The following is a 19,283-nucleotide window of genomic DNA, read 5'->3' as shown; positions in this document are numbered from 1 at the left end:
TGAAGTCCAAAAATAAATCTTATATTTGCAATACAAAAAGCGTTCTTATCAATAATGCAAAATGAGACAGAAAAGAGCAATACGCTCGTTTCTAAGTCGTTACCTATGAAGCCGACAATCTTTATAAGTTTCTTGTTCTCAATGAGTAAGGCGGGGCGATATGTCTTCCTGAATGGAACGTGATGTCTTTCGTTATTCCTGCCCTGTTTGCCCACATCCTCAACTCAGCTATCATATATGCGCTATATTTGAAACCGACAAAAACCCGTTCATCAGGTTCACGGCGAACTCCCATGTATTGAACCGCCTGTTTATTGATGTCAAGGTATTCCTGCCCGCCCGTCTTTTTCTGCTTGAAGATTATCCGGGTAAAATCTCCTTGCTGCTGAACTTCACGCCAACGGAGTTTCTCAATGTCTGATTTGCGAAGACCTGTCAGGCACGAGAACATGAAAGCGTTTTTCAAGGCTGGATATTTGCAATGGGCAGCAGCCATTGCCTTGACTTCCTCCAAAGTTAGATAGCTTCTTTCCGTTTCAGCTTGTTTGAACCCTTCAACGCCGCGAAGCGGGTTGTGTGGTATTATCCTGTCTTCAAACGCCTGATTAATACAGGCACGGAGTTTATTGAAATAACTGACCTTGCTGTTCTGTGAAAGTGGCTTTGTCACTTCTTCCGTTGTGATGATTTTGCGTTTGTCCCGGCAACGGGCGGTTTTGTCAAGGTATTCACGGAAGCCGATAATCCATTCGGGTGTTATATCCTTGAATGTTGTGTTAGGCTTGCAATACCGTTCAAGGTGTTTGAGGCAGCTATACCAATTTCCCCAATTCCCCCGGCTCTCAGGGTTGCCATGACGTTTCTCGCACATCGCCCGGTAATAGTCAAGAAAGTTTGTTTCAAGTTTGTAGGCTGCGTTGAAACCGTATTCCCCGTTTTGAAGTTCAACAACCCGTTTGGCTTTTATCGCCTCGGCGAGTTGAAGCGTCTGTCGGTTCTTTTCCTTGTCTTTCCTATTCGTCTCGGGGATAAGGTAAAGTTTCAAGTATTCATAAGACCTTTTCCCGTTCAGGTAGATATCGAGGTATAACGTGATATTCCCCGAAGCGGTCTTTCTCTGTCTGAGCCTTATTGGTTCTTTTGAATTTCCCATAATTTTGTTGCTTTTGTTGCTGTTTTCGATACGAGCAACAAAATAACAACAAAAAAATAATAAAACGGGTATAATCGATGAAAAAATTAAGACTGAATTTTATAACGCCTAAAGCATTGATTAGTTAGCTATTATCTATCATTAATTACACCCATTTTATATGTATTTTGTTTTAGTATTTACCTACTTTATTTTCCGATGCAAAAATTCTTAAATATATTTCCCAATACCTCATCCGTTGTGATTTGTCCCGTGATTTCACCAAGATAATGTAGGCATTCCCGAATGTCTTGTGATACAAACTCACCACTAAGATGGGAATCCAGTCCGGTGATGACTCGCTCGATAGCTAGGCGGGCATGGGAGAGAGCTTCGTAATGACGGGCGTTGCTGACGATAACATCCCCTGAATGAAGAGCATTTATGTTGATCGTGGAAACTAACTCGTCTACCAAGTGATTGATGTTATAGCCTGTCTTTGCAGCAATCGGGAGAATCTTTTCTCCGGAAGATAGAGACGTGATTTGTGACAAGATAATATCGGCAGAATCTATTTGATCCGTCTTGTTGAGTAGAATTAACAAGCGGGCATCAGGTCCGAGATGTTCTTTCACTTGGGTATAATAGGGAAGGAATTGTTCCGTGTCTTTGGTAGTATCGATTAAAAATAACACGACACGGGCTTGTTCAATTTTTGAAAAAGTACGTTCGATTCCCATATTTTCTACTCGGTCATCAGTGTGGCGGATGCCTGCCGTGTCGATAAATCGGAACGTGATTCCCTGAAGGTTAATCGTATCTTCGATCACGTCGCGGGTCGTGCCTTCTATATCAGAGACGATGGCACGATCCTCTTTTAGCAGAGCGTTGAGTAGGGTACTTTTCCCCACGTTGGTGTTACCGACGATGGCTACCGGAATTCCGTTTTTGATCACGTTGCCGAGGGAGAAGGAGGCGCATAGGCGAGAAATTAATGTATCAATGCCAACTGCAATGCCCTGTAGTTCCGATCGGTCTGCAAACTCCACGTCCTCTTCCGAAAAATCCAGTTCGAGTTCGAGTAGAGAGGTGATATGTAACAATTCCATTCGCAGTTTCATCAGTTCGTCCGAGAATCCGCCTCGCATCTGGCTTAATGCCATGCTATGGGCTGCTGCGGAGGATGAGGCGATCAGATCTGCAACGGCTTCCGCTTGGGAAAGATCCATTTTGCCGTTTAAAAAAGCTCGTTGAGTAAATTCCCCGGGAGCGGCAAGCCGTGCCCCGGAAGAGATTAATAGCTGTAATATACGTTGCTGTATGTACACGGAACCGTGACAGGAAATTTCGATCGAGTCTTCCCCGGTAAAAGAATGGGGAGCATGAAATACGGAAATCAGAACCTCGTCGATCAGCTCTTTCCCGTCGTTGAGTTTCCCGAAGTGAATCGTATTCGGACGAACGTCTGTCAATTTTTTCCCAGAAGGGGAAACAAACACCCGATCACAAATTTCAATACATCCTTTTCCTGACAGGCGAATCACGGCGATAGCACCCATCCCGGGAGCAGTGGCAATAGCACATATTACAGTCTGATCATTCATGATAATTTCTTTCGTGCAAAGGTATATCTTTTTGTTGAAATTCGATAGGGTCTTTACGTGCTAGCGATATAGAAAGAAAAGAATCGTCATGCTGTACGAGTGATTAGATAAAATAATTGCGAAGTAGATGTGGTTGTACTTATCCTGCCTTTAAAATGGTTGTTAAAATAATATAATTCTAATTTTCACGTGATTACGCTATTGAAACTTGTTTTATATTTGTGTTTGACAATAGTGTAAAACGTATATGTAAAACGTGTAGGCAATGATTAGAATGGGTATTGATATAGGTTCAACGACAGCCAAGTTAGTGGTAGTTGATGAGTATGATAAGATTTTGTTCTCAAAGTATGAGCGGCATCATGCCAAGGCAAAGGAAACAATAATTCATTTCTTGAGAGAGTTGTTCTCTTTGCTGGGTGATGCGGATATTTCCGTGAAGATTACAGGTTCAATTGGTATGGGGATTTCGGAAAAATGTTCTTTGCCTTTCGTGCAGGAAGTTGTGGCAGCAACAAAGGCCATACAACAGGGGTATCCGCACGTGGGGTCCATGATTGATATTGGTGGAGAAGATGCAAAGGTTGTTTTTTTCAAGGATGCTGAGGCGATTGATTTGCGTATGAATGGTAATTGTGCCGGGGGAACAGGAGCGTTCATTGATCAAATGGCGGTGATTCTGGGGGTGAATGTCGAGGAGTTGAATCGGCTTGCCCTAAATGCTACCCGGGTGTACCCGATTGCCTCCCGCTGCGGAGTGTTCTGTAAAACGGATATTCAGAACTTGGTGGCACGGAATGTCAGCCGGGAAGATATTGCGGCCTCGATCTTTCATGCCGTGGCAGTGCAGACGGTGATTACGCTGGCTCATGGGTATGATATAGAAACGCCCGTGTTATTCTGTGGCGGTCCGTTGACGTTTATTCCAGCTTTGCGGAAGGCTTTTATTGAATATTTGTCTCTTGACGAGAGGGACGTGATTTTACCGGATAACGGGACGTTACTCCCGGCGTTTGGTGCGGCATTATATCGAGAGGGCGATGATCACACATGTAAGTTGTCAACACTGATTTCGAGGATTGATCGAGAGTTTGATTTTTCGGGAAATGTGAGGGGAAGTCTGGAGCCGGTATTTACCAATGCGGAAGAGTACAGAATGTGGCAGGAGAGAATTTCTAGGAATCAGGTGCGGAAGTCATGCTTGACGGCGGGAGAGCATGAAGTATTCGTGGGTATAGACTCCGGTTCTACCACGACGAAGATCGTGGTGACGGATATTCATGCCAGACTACTGTATTCTTATTATAAAATAAACGGGGGAAACCCGATAAAAGCGGTGGAAGAGGGGTTGGACGGGTTGAGAAAGGAATGTGAGAAAAGGGGAGCTATTCTCCGGGTAAGGGGAAGTTGCTCCACGGGGTACGGGGAGGACTTGATTCGATCGGCATTCCAGCTCCATGCTGGGATTATCGAGACGATCGCACATTATATGGCCGCTCGTTACTTGAATAAGGATGTATCTTTTATTCTTGACATCGGGGGACAGGATATGAAGGCTATCTTCGTCAATGACGGGGTGATTGACCGGATTGAGATCAACGAGGCTTGTTCTTCCGGGTGTGGTTCGTTTATCGAGACATTTGCCCACACGTTGGGATACACGGCTCACGATTTTTCTATGGCAGCCTGTCGTGCGTCCTCACCGAGTGATCTGGGGACACGATGTACCGTTTTCATGAACTCGAAAGTCAAACAGGTACTCCGGGAAGGAGCAACGGTGGATGATATTGCTGCAGGATTGGCTTATTCCGTCGTGAAGAATTGTTTGTACAAAGTACTGAAATTAAAGAATGTGTCGGTTCTAGGTAAAAATATCGTTGTGCAGGGTGGGACCATGCGAAATGATGCGGTGGTACGTACGTTGGAATTACTCACGGGTACGGAAGTTACCCGGTGTAATATTCCGGAACTGATGGGGGCTTTCGGGTGTGCCTTGTATGCGATGCAACATCCGGGAAAACCTATCTCTCTTGACGAGATGATTACCCAAGCTCGTTACACGTCAAGCGTGTTACATTGTAAAGGATGTGACAACACTTGTTCCGTGGTGCGCTATTGCTTTGGTAATGGAAAAAACTATTATTCTGGGAACAGGTGTGAGAAGGTCTTCACGAATGGTGAGAACAATAAAGTGAAGGGAGTAAATGTTTATCTCCGGAAAAACGAGTTGCTATTCCATCGTGATGTACGGGTTGACCATCCATTACTTACGATTGGTATACCACGCTGTTTGAATATGTACGAGGAATTCCCGTTCTGGCATACGTTATTTACATCGTGCGGTATACGGGTGTGTTTATCCGATCCCTCGAATTTTCAGCAGTATGAACGTCATGCTCGCATGGTTATGTCGGATAATATTTGTTTCCCGGCGAAACTGGTACATAGCCACGTGCAGGATTTAATTGATCGAAAGGTAGACCGGGTGTTTATGCCTTTCGTGGTTTTCGAGAAACAGGAAAAAGAGCAGAATAGTTACAATTGTCCTATCGTGACGGGGTACTCGGAGGTCGTGAAGAGTGTACAGGCAGAGGGAATACCGGTTGATGCTCCGGCAATTAATTTCAAAGATAAGGAACTACTGTTTAAACAGTGTCGTGAGTATTTGGAGCAGGTAGGGGTAGACATTCATTCCGTGAAGAAGGCTTTCGCGGTAGCCTTGAAGGAGCAGGAGACTTTCATGAACGAGTTGATCGGGTATAACGAGCAAGTCTTGCGTGATGCGGGGCAGGCGGGGGCCTTAACGATATTGCTAGCTGGTCGCCCGTATCATACCGATCCGTTGATTCAGCATAAGGTTTCCGATATGCTTTCAGACATGGGTATTCACGTGATCACGGATGATATAGTCCGCGATAAGGATATTCCCATTCATGACGTGCATTTCGTGGCGCAATGGGCATATCCCGATCGTATTCTGAAAGCGGCCCGGTGGTGTGCCGGGCAGGGTAGAAATATCCAGTTCGTGGAGATGACCTCGTTCGGTTGTGGGCCTGATGCTTTTCTCGTGGACGAGGTTGGCGAGCTGTTAATGCGTCATGGTAAGTCACTCACCTTGTTGAAGCTTGATGATATTAATAACGTGGGATCGATGAAGTTGAGGGTACGTTCATTGGTTGAGAGTTTGAAACTTGCTAACGAGGACAAGAAACAAGAACAACAGATTAGGGAGTTTGCCACCGTTCCCGTTTATGACGAGACATATCGAGACCGAAAGATTTTGATTCCGTTCTTTACTCCGTTCCTGTCGCCATTGATTCCGGCGGTGATGCGTGTGGCGGGGTATGACGTGGAGAACTTGCCTCTCAGTAATACCGAGTCTTGTGAATGGGGGCTGAAATACGCCAATAACGAGGTCTGTTACCCGGCAACGTTGATCGTGGGGGATATTATCAAGGCCTTTAAGAGTGGGCAATATGATCCCTCCCGGACGGCCGTGGCGATCACCCAGACGGGAGGACAATGCCGGGCGAGCAATTATATATCTTTGATCAAAAAAGCGTTGGTTGATGCGGGTTACACGGATGTGCCTGTTATCTCGTTTTCCCTGGGTAGCTCGATCGAGAACGTGCAACCGGGATTCCGGATAAACTGGTTGAAGATGTTACCCATAGCTTTACGTGCTGTTCTTTATAGCGATTGTATCTCTAAGTTTTATCACGCATCTGTTGTGCGGGAGAAAGAGAGTGGGGAGGCAGCTCGCTTGAGAGATATGTATCTGGAAAAGGCGGAAAAGTTAATCTTGGAAAGTCGTTCAAAGGAATTGTTCCGTTGTCTTTCCATGGCCGCTGCAGACTTTGATCGAATCTGTAAGGATGAGACTCGTCCTAAGGTTGGTATTGTTGGCGAGATCTTTCTGAAGTTTAATCCTTTTTCTCACAAGAATATAACGGGGTGGTTAATAGAACGTGGGATAGAGGTAGTGCCGCCCATGATTACCGGTTTCTTCATGCAGAGTTTCGTGAACCGGAAAGTGAAGGTGGAGTCGTACATGGAAAAAAGGCAGTTACCCGAATTCGTGTATGATTTGGGTTATAAGACGGTGAAGAAACAAATAGACCGGGTAAACCGGATTGCCGGGCGTTTCCGCTATTTTATTCCTTTCGGGGATATTTTTGAAGAGGCGGAGGATGCCCGAAAGGTCGTTTCCCTGAACGCCCAGTTTGGCGAGGGGTGGCTGTTGCCTGCCGAGGTGATGTCTTATGCCCGACAGGGGGTAAAAAACGTGTTGGGACTACAACCTTTCGGTTGTATAGCCAACCATATAGTGGCTAAAGGTATTGAAAAACGTGTAAAAAGTTTCTTCCCGGATATTAATTTACTATCTTTAGATTTTGATAGTGGTGTTAGTGATGTGAATATAACTAATCGCGTTTTGTTATTTATAGATAATTTAAAGGAATAGTGTCATGACGGAATCTGTTAATAATGAGAATCTGGAAACAAAGATTATAGAGGTAGCTAAACAACAATTTATAGAAAACGGCTTTGCCGAGACCAGCATGAGTGACATTGCGGCGAAGGTGGGTATTAACCGTCCGGGGTTGCATTATTATTTTCGGACGAAGGAGCGGATGTTTCAGGCTGTTTTCGGGGAGATCGTGCTGTTTCTGCTCCCCAAAATACAGGATATTGTCTTGCAGAAGGAAAAAACTGTTACGGAGCGTGTAGGGGGTGTCATTGATGCTTATTTTGAGGTATTTAGTGAAAACCCGCGTTTGCCGTTGTTCGTGATGAGAGAATCGAACCGGGATGTTAATCATTTGATCAACACGCTTGCCGATTTACGATTGGAACGGAATTTTCTAGAGATAGCGCGAAGTTTGCAAGATGAGATGGATTCCGGGCGACTGAAGCCTGTACCTCTACGTTTTGTCTTTTTCACGTTTTATAGCTTGTTGATCATGCCTTTCGTGATGAAAGACCTTTGTGCATCTCTTTTTCTTGAAAAAGGGGAGTCTTTTGAAGAGATGTTTGCCCGTTGGAAACCTTATATCGTCATGCAGATGGATAATTTATTACGTGTGGATTGAAGATGAAGGAGTGGCAGAAATTTTTTGCCACTCCTTCATTATTTTTAATCCTGTATTTGCTTATAAAAATTGTAATAATACAGCCCCGCAAGAGTATCCACCCCCGAATACGGAGAGAGCCACGAGGTCGTCATGGTCGATCCGGTCAAGGTTTTGCGATAAGGCGATGGCGCAACTGGGACATCCCGTGTTACCTACCTCTTCAATGTTCGACAGCATATGATCTTCCGGGAAATCGATCTGGCGTGCAACGGTAGCCATGATTCGCTTGTTCGCTTGGTGTGATGCGATGAATTTCAAGTCTGTCAGTTTTATACCTTGGCTGTTGGTTACAGCATTTAAGCCTTCGATCATGTAATGGCAGGCATTGATAAACACGTCACGTCCTTCCGGCATTCCAATCCCCCCGTGATGTGGGCGTAAATATACGGCAGTGTCTGCTTTACCGATGTGGCCAAGTCCGCGGGTGAATATATTAAGTATGCGGGCGGCTTTTTCTCCTTCCGGCATAGTGGAGATGGCAATAGCCACAGACCCGTCACCCCATAGATGACCGCTTTGCGGACACGTCTCGTTGCTGTATTCCGTGTTATGCTCGGATGCCACGACGATTGCTTTCGTTGCCTTGTTCATGGCAAAATACCCTTCAACGATTTCCATGGCATTGATAAACGAGGAACAGGCTGCCGAAACGGTGAGACAGCGTGCGGCTCGTGCTTTGAAATGGCGTTGTATCATGTGTGCTGCCGTGGCTACCGTGTCGTGAGGCGAGTAAGTGGCTGCCACGATCAAGTCAACTTCCTCTATGGGGAAGGGTAGTTTTTCATTCAGGCGTTTAACGGCCTCCAGGGCCATGGTATTCGTGTTCTCGTTTTCGCCTGCCTTGCTCCGGGTGCTTATTCCGGTACGAGTACGAATCCACTCGTCGTCCAGACCGTTCACGTCCTTGAAGTAGGAGTTTGGTACTCGGTCGTCCGGGAGATAATGGGCGAAGGCGTTGATATATAATTCCATATAATAGTGTGTGTTAGTTTATTTCTTAATTATACCGTGAAATAATATGTTAATATACTCGTTAATCACTTGTGGTCGTGGTTGATGTTCGTATTGGCGTATAAAACCGAATTCCAAGCTTTTAAAGACGGATTGTAGGGAATTAGCCAAGCGCCGGGGTTGTTTGATCGAGAAGATTCCCGTATCGGCCCCATCCCGAAGAATCGAATATAGAAGTTCGATTTCCTGCCTGTCTATATTCTCCCGTAGTATTTCAATCTTACTGTTATTGTGTAAAAAAGTTTCCTTGATTGGTTGGCTGCCGCCCATAAGTTCCGCGATTAAATTGAATCGTTCCTTGATATATAACTTCAACCGTTTGTCGGCTGGCAAGGCCGTTCTGACTGCCTGTTCGAGTTTTTGTTCTATTAATTCTATTTTTTGATCCACGATGTGGTTAAAAATATCTTCCTTACTGTTAAAATGAGTATATAGTGTGCGCCGGCTGACTTTAGCGGCACGGGCAATATCCTTCATTGTAGTCCGATAAAAACTTGTTTCAATGAACAATTTTTGTGCCACGCTGATAATTTTTTCTTTTGTAATCAGTAGGGTTGTTCTCATTTTAATTTCACAATTTGGAAAAAGTGTGCAATTATAATTAATATTCTCGTGCGAACAAAATTAATGCCACGGGTAATTCTGAAATGTTAAATAACGAATTAAAACATTTTCCTCCGGAAATATGACTTTTGTCATGTTTCGTGAGATGGGGGAGGTGTATATTCGCGGCCGAATTTAAATCAGATGAGATGGTGAATATACTTTTAAAAGAGAAACCGTTTACCCGTGAGTGGTTCCGGACGTATGCGTTACTCGTCGGGGGGGCTTTTGTGCTGGCTCTGGGGTATAGTTGTTTTATGGCGCCTTACAAGATTGTCCCGGGGGGAATTTATGGTATCACGATCGTTCTTCAGCACAAGTGGGGATTCCCGATCGGTATGGCTGCCCTGTGTTTCAACCTGCCGTTGAGTTTGTTGGGCCTGCGGGTACTGGGTTCCGGTTTTGGGGTGAAAACGTTTATTTGTTTCATCCTTGTCGCTGTTTTCTCTGATAGCTTGCCCGCGATTCTGTTGACATTGATGGGTGAGCCGATTCCCACGGATCCTTTGGTGGCGCTCGATCCTTTCAAGCTGGGTGATGAGGTGTTATTGGCGTGTATTTTTGGTGGTGTTGTCATGGGTGTCGGTGTGGGGATGATCATGAAAAGTCGCGCATCAAGCGGAGGAACCGACGTGTTGTCGAATATCCTCCACAAGTGGACTCATCGCCCGTTGGGACAGTTGCAGATGATGGTCGATTCATGTATCGTGATCTTCGGTTTCCTCATGTTTCAGGACTGGAAGGTGCCGATGTATTCATGGCTTTCCATTTTCCTCATGGGTAAAACGATTGATATGATCCTGCAAGGGTTCAATGCCGAGAAGAGTTTCTTTATTATCTCCGACAAGATCGAGGAGATTCGTGCGTATATATTGAATGACTTGCATCGTGGTGGTTCCATCGTGCCGATACAGGGGATGTATAACCGTTCGGAGAAGGAGATGATCATGACTATGGTCAACCGTCGGCAAATGGCAACCTTGCAACAGGCCATTTACAAGATTGATCCGAATGCTTTCGTGACGATATTCGACGCTAACCAGATTCTAGGGAAAGGATTCAAGCGGTTGGATGCGGAATGAATCAAGAATATTATTTCGTAATATAATTATTTTAAATCCGGCTTAACATGGGGTAATCTCTTTTGTTGAGCCGGATTTTAATTTAAATTGTTTTCTATTCTTCATTCGTTTTGTAACTTTTCGCCTGATTCATTCGTCCCATTAATAAACAAAAATAGTGGTATGTTAAAAACATGGATAACTGGGTGCTTAATCTGTTGTGCCTGCGTGACTAACGGGTCTGCGCAGAATAGTCGGGCAATTCGGATTTACGGGGAAGTGACTACGGTGATGAATCGTAAAATCTGCGGGTACATCACGTGGGGGAAAAACCTTTACTGGACAGACATTTTCACCGCGGGAAAGATAGGTAACCCGTATATGCGGTATCGGGATATTATGGGCGATAACGTTCGTTTCAGTGATGGGCGGAGAGATACCCCGCCGGAGCATGAATTCTCTTGTCGTTTCGGGAATATTCGATCGATTCGGGTGATCGGTGATAGGCGGATTGAATTGGGTGTGAAAGGGGGAAATGTCACTGAACTCGAGCGGGGGCGGTCGCTTGCCATCGGTAACTGGATTGCCGTGGAACTGCGGGATGGAAAGACGGAAAGCGTGGTATGGGACCATATCAGCGAGATCGTTTTTTCTGCCGCACCTGACACGATCCCCGGGCCGAAAGATCGTCCCATTGCGGGTATCGTGGAAACACCTTACGGGATGTACAAGGGGCTTGTCCAATGGGATCTGGACGAGAATTCACAGGATGCGTTACTCGACGGGCGGACGGAATCCAGCGGAGTTTCCGTGGCATTCAAGAATATAGCGAGTATCAAGTCGCTGGGAAATTCTTCCTTGGTAACCCTTCATAGTGGCAGGGAACTTTATATGTGGGGAGAGAACGACGTGAACGCCACGAACCGGGGAATAGCCATCAACCTGCCGTCTGTCGGGCAGGTGATCGTGGGGTGGCATGACTTCAAACTGTTTCGTTCCATCCCTCTCGATCAATTGAATCTTCCTGTTTACAATGATTTTGCTGCACCCGAACGTTTGTCCGGGAGGGTGGAAACACGGGATGGACTATCGCTGGAAGGGGTGCTGGTGTATGATCTCGACGAGGCCATGGATTTCGAATTACTGGACGGGCAGAACGGGAATATATCTTACCGTGTACCTTTCAAGTACGTGCGGGAGATAGAACCTAAGAACTATAAATACACGTGGGTTAAGTTGTTGGGGGGAACCGAGCTGGTGTTGGGGACGATGTGTGATGTGACAGCGGCGAATGACGGGGTATTGGTCTTCCGGGCGGGGGGAGAAGTTGTTTACGTGCGTTGGCGTGACGTGAAACGTGTCGAGTTATGGACCAAGGTAAAACAGAATGACTAGAACCGAGTATAACCGGGCCGTGGACCATTTCTCCGATGGTGTGTATCGTTTTATCCTTAAAATGTGCAAGTCGAAGGAGATGGCGGAAGATGTCGTGCAGGATAGTTTCATGAAACTTTGGGAGGAAGTGGGGCATATCGCTTATGATAAGGCAAAGTCTTTTCTTTTCAGCACGGCGTATCGCAGGATGATTGACGTCTTACGGCGGGAAACGAAGTTTGGGGATATCGAGACCGTGGCAGACCGGGCCGGGGAGGTGCGGGAGGAATACACGGGGTTACAAGAAATATTGAATATGGCCTTAGAAAAATTGCCCCCGGTGCAGAAAACGGTGATTCTCCTACGGGACTACGAGGCGTATTCTTACGGGGAGATTGCCGGGATCACGGGGTTGAACGAATCGCAGGTGAAAGTGTACATCTTTCGGGCGAGAGCATTTATGAAAGCCTACATCCGCAGGCCGGATGTGGTTGTTTAAGCGGGAGGAGATATGATAACGAGAGAGAATTACGAGATTTATTTCATGGAGTACATGGATGGGAATTTGTCGGCGAGAGAACAGGCAGAGGTGGAGGCATTCTTGCTGGTTCACCCCGACTTGCGGGAGTTACTTGACGGGATGGACGAGGTGCGGCTGGAAGTTCCCGCGGAAGTTTTCGGTAAAAAAGAAGAGATAAAACGAACGGTATGGGAAAGGGAAATTGAATATTATGCCATTACTGTTGCCGAGGGTGTTATCACGGATGAAGAACAGGTGTGGGTGGACGAGAATGTTGATAAAGATGTGTTTGAACGGGAAGTTGAAACGTGTGCCAAGATTAAAGTAAAGCCTGACCCGACATGTCGATTCGAGGGGAAAGCAGGGGTGTATCGTAAGTCCGGGGCGGTACTTTTCGTCAAACGCTATGCGGCTATCGCTGCGGTAGTGGCCTTGGGGATCGTGGTGGCTATTTATTCCACGAAAAAAGAAGAATTTTCCATGGAGGATTTACCCGTGACCGTGGTTAAGACGGAGACAATCTTGTTACCGGGGGTACCGGAACCGGAGGCAATAATGGAACCGGAGATTGAGAGGGAGCAGTTTATGAAACGGGAGGCAGAGGCTGGAGAGACAGTCGTGGTCGTGGAACGGGTGATCCCGCCGGATGTTATCGAATTGAAAAAGCAACTGAAAGTTCCCGTGGAGATCATGGCTCCGCAACCGAACGAGATTCTGACTTCCCCGTACGAGGGACTTCAATTTCGGGCATCGGTGAAAGAACAACGAAAACCCGTGTTTCAATTGATAACCCCGTCGGGAAAGTCAGATAACATCGTGAATAATTTGATTGATGTGGGAAAGAACGTGCTGGAACGTCTCCGGGCTAAAGAGAAAAAAGATATAGAGAGCTTGTAACTAATCGGGAAACTTAAACGTCATGTAAGAAATAAAAATAAGGTTATGAGAATAATAGCAGCTTTTATCATTTTGATGGTGTGGGGACTGTCTGCCGCGGGGCAACGGGATAGCGTGATTGTCAACGACGGCTGGCGGAAGGACACCATTCGCAAGAAAGGGCAGGTCATCGACACCCTCGGCAAGGAAACAGAAATGATTATCTGGGACAACACGGTGCGGGAAAGCGAGGAAGAAAGGATAAACAACATGGTCAAACCTCCTCTAGATTCTAGGGTGTTCAATGCTCTTTCCGGTAAGGTGCCTCGTCCTAACAAGTTCCGCGGGCATTGGAACGGGTTCTATTTCGGGTTCGTGAACTTCGGGAAAACCAATTATTCCAAGTATGGCGGCGATAATTTCATGGAGTTGGATTGGGCGAGTTCGTTCACGATGCACTTCAACTTTGCCAGGTTTAGTTTCGGGTTGAGTCCCCGGCAGCGTTTCGGTATATTCACGGGATTCGGTCTTGACTACTCCCGCCTGTGTTTTGACGGTGATATAACTGTCCGCCGCAAGAAAGGCGAGATGCTTCACGCTGTGCCATTGTCTGACTTGGGAATCGAGGAGGTGAAACGGAGTACTTTCAAAGCTCTTTATTTAACGATACCTTTGATGTTGGAAAAACAAATCCCAGCTCCACATTGGAAAAGGTTTTATGTCTCCACTGGGTTCATCGGGGGAATTCGCCTGCACTCTAAGACAAAAGTCGTTTACACGAGTGAAAAGGGAAATAAACGTAAATTGAAAGAGAACGGGAGTTATGGGATGGTTCCTTTTAAAGTTGATTACACGCTCCGGGTTGGTTACCGTGGCGTGTGTATCTGGGGAAACTACTCGTTGACCAATATGTTTAACAAGAACCGGGCACCGGAGTTGCGACCTTTTGCGGTAGGGTTCGGGATAACGATTTAATAATTTAGATTTTAGATTAGGTCGCACGAGGAAACCTCTTTAACTACCTCCTTTAACTCCTCTTCACTTGTGTAAGGGGAGCCAAAGGAGGTAGCTCAATTTTAAATTTAAAATCTAAAATTTAAAATCAGTAAGTTCTTTCGTTGCCCTTTCGAATATTCCATGTAGGTAAGCAATCGTCATTCCATAATTACTAACAGGTATTCCTGCGTCGATGGCAGGTTGGAGCCTGTTTTGCAATTGTTTCCCGGTGATCATGCAACCACCGCACTGGATAACCATGGCATAGTCGGTGATGGGGCGAGTGATCGCATCTAGACCGACGATGAAATCGAACTGGAAGTTTTTCCCAGTGTGTTCCTGTAACCAACGGGGAATTTTGTGACGGCCGATGTCCTCACAGGAAACGTGATGTGAGCAGGACTCCAGCATCAATATGCGATCTCCTTCTTTCAGTTCTTCGATCCGGGGTGTCCCGGCGAGATAAGCCTTGAAGTTTCCCTTGTGGCGGGCAAGAACGATGCTAAAACTCGTGAGGGGAATCTCCGGGGAGATGATGGCAGCCACTTTTTTGAATACTTGACTATCGGCTATCGCAAGACGGGGGCGGATACCCGTTTTTTCCAGAAAGGAAGTGACTTCTTCCGGTTGCAAGACGATGGAGACGCAACGGTTGTCGAGAATATCCCGGATCATCTGTACTTGCGGCAGGATGAGTCGCCCGGCGGGGGCTTCGGAATCAATCGGGGTGATCAGCAACACGATGTCCCCGGGGGTAAGTAAATCACCGATTAAAGATTTCGGGGCATTGTCCTTTTTCCATACACTTTTCAGTGCATCTAGGATCGGAGTCGTGTTATCTTCCCGGGTGGAGAAGTCGATTACGGGACAGTTGTAGGTAGCCGTTAATTTTTCCTTTAAATTGGGAGTTAAGGCGACTTCGTCCCGTTTGTTGTGGATTACTAGAAACGGGGTTTCCAGTTTCTTTAACTGTTCGGCAAGTTGTTGTTCGTGTTCTTCAAAACGGTTATCCGTGATCACGAGTAGGGCCATATCAGCTTGAGATATAGCATTCCGGGTTTTTTCCACCCGCATTTCACCCAAAGTTCCCGTGTCGTCGATACCTGCCGTATCGATAAAGATAACGGATGCAAAGTCCGGGATTTCATAACTTCTTTTCACGAGGTCGGTAGTGGTTCCGGCCACATCCGAAACGATAGCAATATTCTGACCTGTCAGGGCATTTATCAGCGAGCTTTTCCCGCTGTTTCTCCGGCCCAATAATATAATATGTAGTTTATTATCTTTTCCCATAAAACGAGCTAATTTTAAATTTTATATTCCTGCCGGGATTCGCCTTCGGCGAGTTACAGGTTAGCAAGTTACAAGTTACAGGTTTTTCAACTTTTAGTTTTTATCTTTTTTCTTTTATCTTTCCATTTTTAGTTTTTATCTTTCCCATTATCTGTACATCCTCACGTCTTCCCGGGTAATGGTGTTGCCACAAAGAATGACTAATCGTTCCACGACGTTACGTAATTCACGGATATTACCCGTCCATTCGCACTCCTTCAGTGCGGCGATGGCATCGGGAGAAAGCGTTTTGGGGGCGATGCCCATTTCCGTGCATACTTCTGTCAAGAAGTGATTGGCCAAAGCATCAATGTCTTCCAGACGCTGGCACAAAGGAGGTACGTCAATAATAATCACGCTTAACCGGTGATAGAGGTCTTCCCGGAAATTTCCCTTCTTGATTTCTTCTTTCAAATTCTTGTTCGTGGCGGCAATGACTCGCACGTCTACATTAATATCGGCATCCCCACCGACACGAGTTATCTTTTGTTCCTGCAAAGCTCTCAGCACTTTGGCTTGGGCGTTGAGGCTCATGTCGCCGATCTCGTCGAGGAAGAGCGTTCCCCCGTTGGCGAGTTCGAATTTCCCTTTCTTTTGCTTGATGGCCGAGGTGAAAGAACCTTTCTCATGCCCGAATAACTCGCTCTCGATGAGCTCCGAGGGGATGGCGGCACAGTTTACCTCGACAAAGGCATTGTCCTTGCGGTGGCTTAGCTCGTGCAACTGGTGGGCAACGAGTTCTTTCCCGGAACCGTTAGGGCCGGTGACCAGTATCCGGGCATCGGAAACGGCCACCTTGTCGATCATGGCTCGTATATGGTTTAAGGCCTCGGAATTCCCGATCATGTCGTATTTCTTGCTGACCTTGTTTTTCAGGGTCTTTGTCTCGTGAATTAATAAATGTTTGTCCGTGGCGTTCTTTATCGTGATCAGTATACGATTCAAATCCAACGGTTTTTCGATGAAATCATAAGCCCCTTTCCGGATGGCCTCTATGGCTGTGTCTATGGTTCCGTGACCGGAAATCATAATTACCGGGGTGTCCGCGGAGAACTCTTTGATGCGTTCCAGTACTTCGATACCTTCCATTTTCGGCATCTTTATATCGCAGAATACAATGTCGGGTTTTTCAGATTTCACGGAAACGAGGCCTTCCATTCCGTTTTCAGCCAGCACGACTTCGTGTCCCTCGTATTGTAGAATATCCTTCATCGAATTACGGATACTTCTCTCATCATCAATCACTAATATTTTCGTCATACTACATTTTTTAGTCTCACCGCAAATTTAGCCAAATAATTTGGAAAAAGAAATGTCAGATGTTGTGCGAACTTGGGAAGTTGAGTTGCTAATGTTCCGAGAAATTTGTATTTTTGGGAAGTTTAGAGCGAGAAGAATGGTATCTTTTTTGATCTAACCTCTTAAATTTAAATTCTGAAATGTATGAAACGAATTTTGGTGTTTCTTCTTGTTTTATTTATTATATTAGATGTTCAAGGTCAACGGAAAAAGGTCGGGTTGGTGCTGAGTGGTGGGGGTGCGAAAGGCGTGGCACATATCGGAGTGTTGAAGGTGTTGGAGGAAGCTGGGATTCCGATTGATTATATTGCAGGGACGAGTATGGGGTCTCTCGTCGGGGCGTTGTACGCGATCGGGTACGATGCGCGCACGATGGATAGTTTGGTGAGGAAACAGAACTGGATGTTTCTGTTAAGTGATAAAGTATATCGTTATAATCTCCCTTTCTCGGAGAAGGAGGAAACGGAAAAGTATCTGGTTTCCGTGCCGATAAAGAATAATCGGGAGATCAAGATTCCATCGGGGTTTATTAGCGGGCAGAATATTTACAACCTGTTCTCGGATCTGACAATCGGTTACCATGATTCGTTGGATTTTAATAAATTGCCGATTCCTTTTGCTTGCGTGGCGAGTAATTTGGTGGATGGTAAGGAGGTTGTTCAGGACCGCGGCGTGTTACCGCTGGCCATGCGTGCGAGTATGGCGATTCCGGGTGCTTTCGCTCCCGTGCGGAAAAATGGTATGGTACTGGTGGACGGGGGTATTTCGAATAATTTCCCGGTAGATATAGCTAAAGCGATGGGAGCCGATATAATTATCGGGGTAGACGTGCAGGCGGAACTGAAAGATGCATCCGGGCTGGAATCCGTGATGGGGATTCTTGACCAGATGACCTCTTTTTTAGGTATCCAGAAGTACGAGGAAAATAAAAAGATGGTAAACATCTATATCAAGCCGGATGTTACACCTTATTCGGCCGCCAGTTTTTCGTCAAGCGCTATTGACACGCTGATCATGCGGGGTGAGGACGTGGCCCGGAGTCAATGGGATGAATTGATGCAATTGAAAAAAGAGCTGGGACTCACAGAAAGTTTTCAACCGAGAAAAGTATCTGAAGATATAATTATTGAGAATGACACGATCATGGTGGAACACGTGCATCTGTCAGGAATTGATGAACGGGATGAGAAGTGGTTACGGAAAAAGATACGGATAAAGGATTATAGCCGGATTACGTTGAGCGATCTGCACGAGGCAATTGCCGAGTTGTACGGGATTGGGGCATTTTCGAGCGTGAGTTACAAGCTTAGTGGTGGCCCGGTGTACGATTTGGAATTGATACTAAAACAAAAGCCGATGAGTTCTTTGAATCTGGGTTTCCGGTTTGATTCAGAGGAAATGGCGGCTATTTTATTGAATACCACGCTTACTCACAAGGATTTGAGAGGTTCGCGGCTTTCCCTGACCGGACGTTTAAGCATGAATCCTTACGTGAAGTTGAACTATTCGTTGGGCAATACTTTCCTGCGGCGTTTTGAATTGGAGTATATGTTCAAATACAATAACTTGGATATTTATACCAAGGGAAAGAAAACGGATAACGTGGATTACGGGGTTCATCGGGTAAACCTGGGAGGTTCTGATATTTATTTCCGTAACTTTAAATTGCAACTGGGGGTTCGTTACGAGTATTACAATTACGAGTCGTTCCTATTCTCGGACAAAGATCATAATATTTCGGTGAAACCGGAAGGGTTCTTTAGTTATTACGGGCTGGCGCACCTGGAAACCTTTGATAAACGTTATTACCCGACACGAGGAATGTCGTTGAAAGTGGATTATTCTTTGTACACGGATAATTTGATCACCTATAATGACGGGGCTCCGTTCTCTGCTATCGGGCTGGATTTCGAGTCCGTGCTGTCCATCACCCGGCGGGTGAAGTTTATCCCGTCTATTTACGGGCGAGTGCTGGTGGGGCATGATGTTCCCTATCCCTATTTGAATTGCATGGGAGGGGATGTTGCCGGGAGGTATGTCGATCAACAATTGCCTTTCTTGGGAATTCAGCATCTGGAGATATTCGATAATTCGGTTGTGGTGGCAAAAGTCAAGGTGAGGTATAATATCGGTCGTAATCATTATATTTCTCTAGCCGGGAATTACGCGAAACAGGAGGCTAATTTCTTTGATATATTCGGAGGTGATGATATTTGGGGCGGGGGTGTCGGATATTCTTACGATAGTATCGTGGGACCAATTGATTTCATGTTCAGTCTCTCGGATTGGTCAAAGAAATTGGGCTTTTATTTTAACTTGGGATATTATTTTTAGAAACGT

At 45.8% G+C, this 19,283-nt stretch carries 14 protein-coding genes; 8 read left to right on the top strand and 6 right to left on the bottom strand.

The window, feature by feature from the left end; genetic code table 11:
• Nucleotides 1-121 precede the first annotated feature (121 nt).
• Together I2I33_RS14130 and mnmE are read right to left on the bottom strand one after the other, a co-directional pair.
• Entirely contained in the window at nucleotides 122-1,153 is a 1,032-nt protein-coding gene (locus I2I33_RS14130) for a site-specific integrase (RefSeq protein WP_195666822.1), read from the bottom strand.
• Nucleotides 1,154-1,341: 188 nt separating this feature from the next.
• The gene (gene mnmE, locus I2I33_RS14125) at nucleotides 1,342-2,736 is read right to left on the bottom strand and encodes a tRNA uridine-5-carboxymethylaminomethyl(34) synthesis GTPase MnmE (protein ID WP_087420340.1); all 1,395 of its coding nucleotides are present in this window, start codon (nucleotides 2,734-2,736) and stop codon (nucleotides 1,342-1,344) included.
• 265 nt (nucleotides 2,737-3,001) lie between these two features.
• On the opposite strand from mnmE, the gene I2I33_RS14120 reads away from it, so the two are divergent.
• Together I2I33_RS14120 and I2I33_RS14115 are read left to right on the top strand one after the other, a co-directional pair.
• A complete protein-coding gene (locus I2I33_RS14120; protein WP_087420339.1) occupies nucleotides 3,002-7,201 on the top strand; it encodes an acyl-CoA dehydratase activase-related protein in 4,200 nt (1,399 codons plus the stop codon).
• A 4-nt stretch (nucleotides 7,202-7,205) separates the two neighbouring features.
• Nucleotides 7,206-7,829 carry a TetR/AcrR family transcriptional regulator gene (locus tag I2I33_RS14115; RefSeq protein WP_087420338.1) on the top strand — a complete coding sequence of 208 codons (624 nt, stop codon included), beginning with the start codon at nucleotides 7,206-7,208 and terminating at the stop codon, nucleotides 7,827-7,829.
• Between the two features lie 60 nt (nucleotides 7,830-7,889).
• On the opposite strand, the gene I2I33_RS14110 is transcribed toward I2I33_RS14115, so the two are convergent.
• Both I2I33_RS14110 and I2I33_RS14105 read right to left on the bottom strand, forming a co-directional pair.
• Complete coding sequence (locus tag I2I33_RS14110; protein WP_087420337.1) at nucleotides 7,890-8,843, bottom strand: 3-oxoacyl-ACP synthase III family protein; 954 nt, start codon at nucleotides 8,841-8,843, stop codon at nucleotides 7,890-7,892.
• Between the two features lie 18 nt (nucleotides 8,844-8,861).
• A complete protein-coding gene (locus tag I2I33_RS14105) occupies nucleotides 8,862-9,446 on the bottom strand; it encodes a TetR/AcrR family transcriptional regulator (protein ID WP_087420336.1) in 585 nt (194 codons plus the stop codon).
• Nucleotides 9,447-9,634: 188 nt separating this feature from the next.
• On the opposite strand from I2I33_RS14105, the gene I2I33_RS14100 reads away from it, so the two are divergent.
• From I2I33_RS14100 to I2I33_RS14080, 5 genes are all read left to right on the top strand, one after another.
• Complete coding sequence (locus I2I33_RS14100) at nucleotides 9,635-10,567, top strand: YitT family protein (protein WP_087420335.1); 933 nt, start codon at nucleotides 9,635-9,637, stop codon at nucleotides 10,565-10,567.
• 162 nt (nucleotides 10,568-10,729) lie between these two features.
• Nucleotides 10,730-11,941: a hypothetical protein gene (locus I2I33_RS14095; RefSeq protein ID WP_087420334.1), complete on the top strand. Its 1,212-nt coding sequence runs from the start codon at nucleotides 10,730-10,732 to the stop codon at nucleotides 11,939-11,941.
• Nucleotides 11,934-12,419 (top strand): RNA polymerase sigma factor, encoded by a 486-nt coding sequence (locus I2I33_RS14090; protein ID WP_087420333.1) that lies wholly within the window; start codon nucleotides 11,934-11,936, stop codon nucleotides 12,417-12,419. Before I2I33_RS14095 ends, I2I33_RS14090 begins: the two co-directional genes overlap by 8 nt.
• A 12-nt stretch (nucleotides 12,420-12,431) precedes the next feature.
• A complete protein-coding gene (locus I2I33_RS14085; RefSeq protein ID WP_087420332.1) occupies nucleotides 12,432-13,337 on the top strand; it encodes an anti-sigma factor family protein in 906 nt (301 codons plus the stop codon).
• A 45-nt stretch (nucleotides 13,338-13,382) separates the two neighbouring features.
• The gene (locus tag I2I33_RS14080) at nucleotides 13,383-14,291 is read left to right on the top strand and encodes a hypothetical protein (RefSeq protein WP_087420331.1); all 909 of its coding nucleotides are present in this window, start codon (nucleotides 13,383-13,385) and stop codon (nucleotides 14,289-14,291) included.
• Nucleotides 14,292-14,405: 114 nt separating this feature from the next.
• On the opposite strand, the gene hydF is transcribed toward I2I33_RS14080, so the two are convergent.
• Both hydF and I2I33_RS14070 read right to left on the bottom strand, forming a co-directional pair.
• Nucleotides 14,406-15,605: a [FeFe] hydrogenase H-cluster maturation GTPase HydF gene (hydF, locus tag I2I33_RS14075; RefSeq protein WP_087420330.1), complete on the bottom strand. Its 1,200-nt coding sequence runs from the start codon at nucleotides 15,603-15,605 to the stop codon at nucleotides 14,406-14,408.
• Nucleotides 15,606-15,752: 147 nt separating this feature from the next.
• Nucleotides 15,753-16,904 carry a sigma-54-dependent transcriptional regulator gene (locus I2I33_RS14070; RefSeq protein WP_087420329.1) on the bottom strand — a complete coding sequence of 384 codons (1,152 nt, stop codon included), beginning with the start codon at nucleotides 16,902-16,904 and terminating at the stop codon, nucleotides 15,753-15,755.
• 183 nt (nucleotides 16,905-17,087) lie between these two features.
• Here I2I33_RS14070 and I2I33_RS14065 point away from each other — a divergent pair, with 183 nt between their 5' ends.
• Nucleotides 17,088-19,277: a patatin-like phospholipase family protein gene (locus tag I2I33_RS14065; protein ID WP_087420328.1), complete on the top strand. Its 2,190-nt coding sequence runs from the start codon at nucleotides 17,088-17,090 to the stop codon at nucleotides 19,275-19,277.
• Nucleotides 19,278-19,283 lie beyond the last annotated feature (6 nt).

The organism is Butyricimonas sp. BSD2780061689_150309_C8, assembly GCF_015560935.1.
GTDB lineage: Bacteria > Bacteroidota > Bacteroidia > Bacteroidales > Marinifilaceae > Butyricimonas > Butyricimonas paravirosa.
Note: the sequence above shows the minus strand (reverse complement) of the source record. Positions and strands in the feature narration are given on the sequence as shown.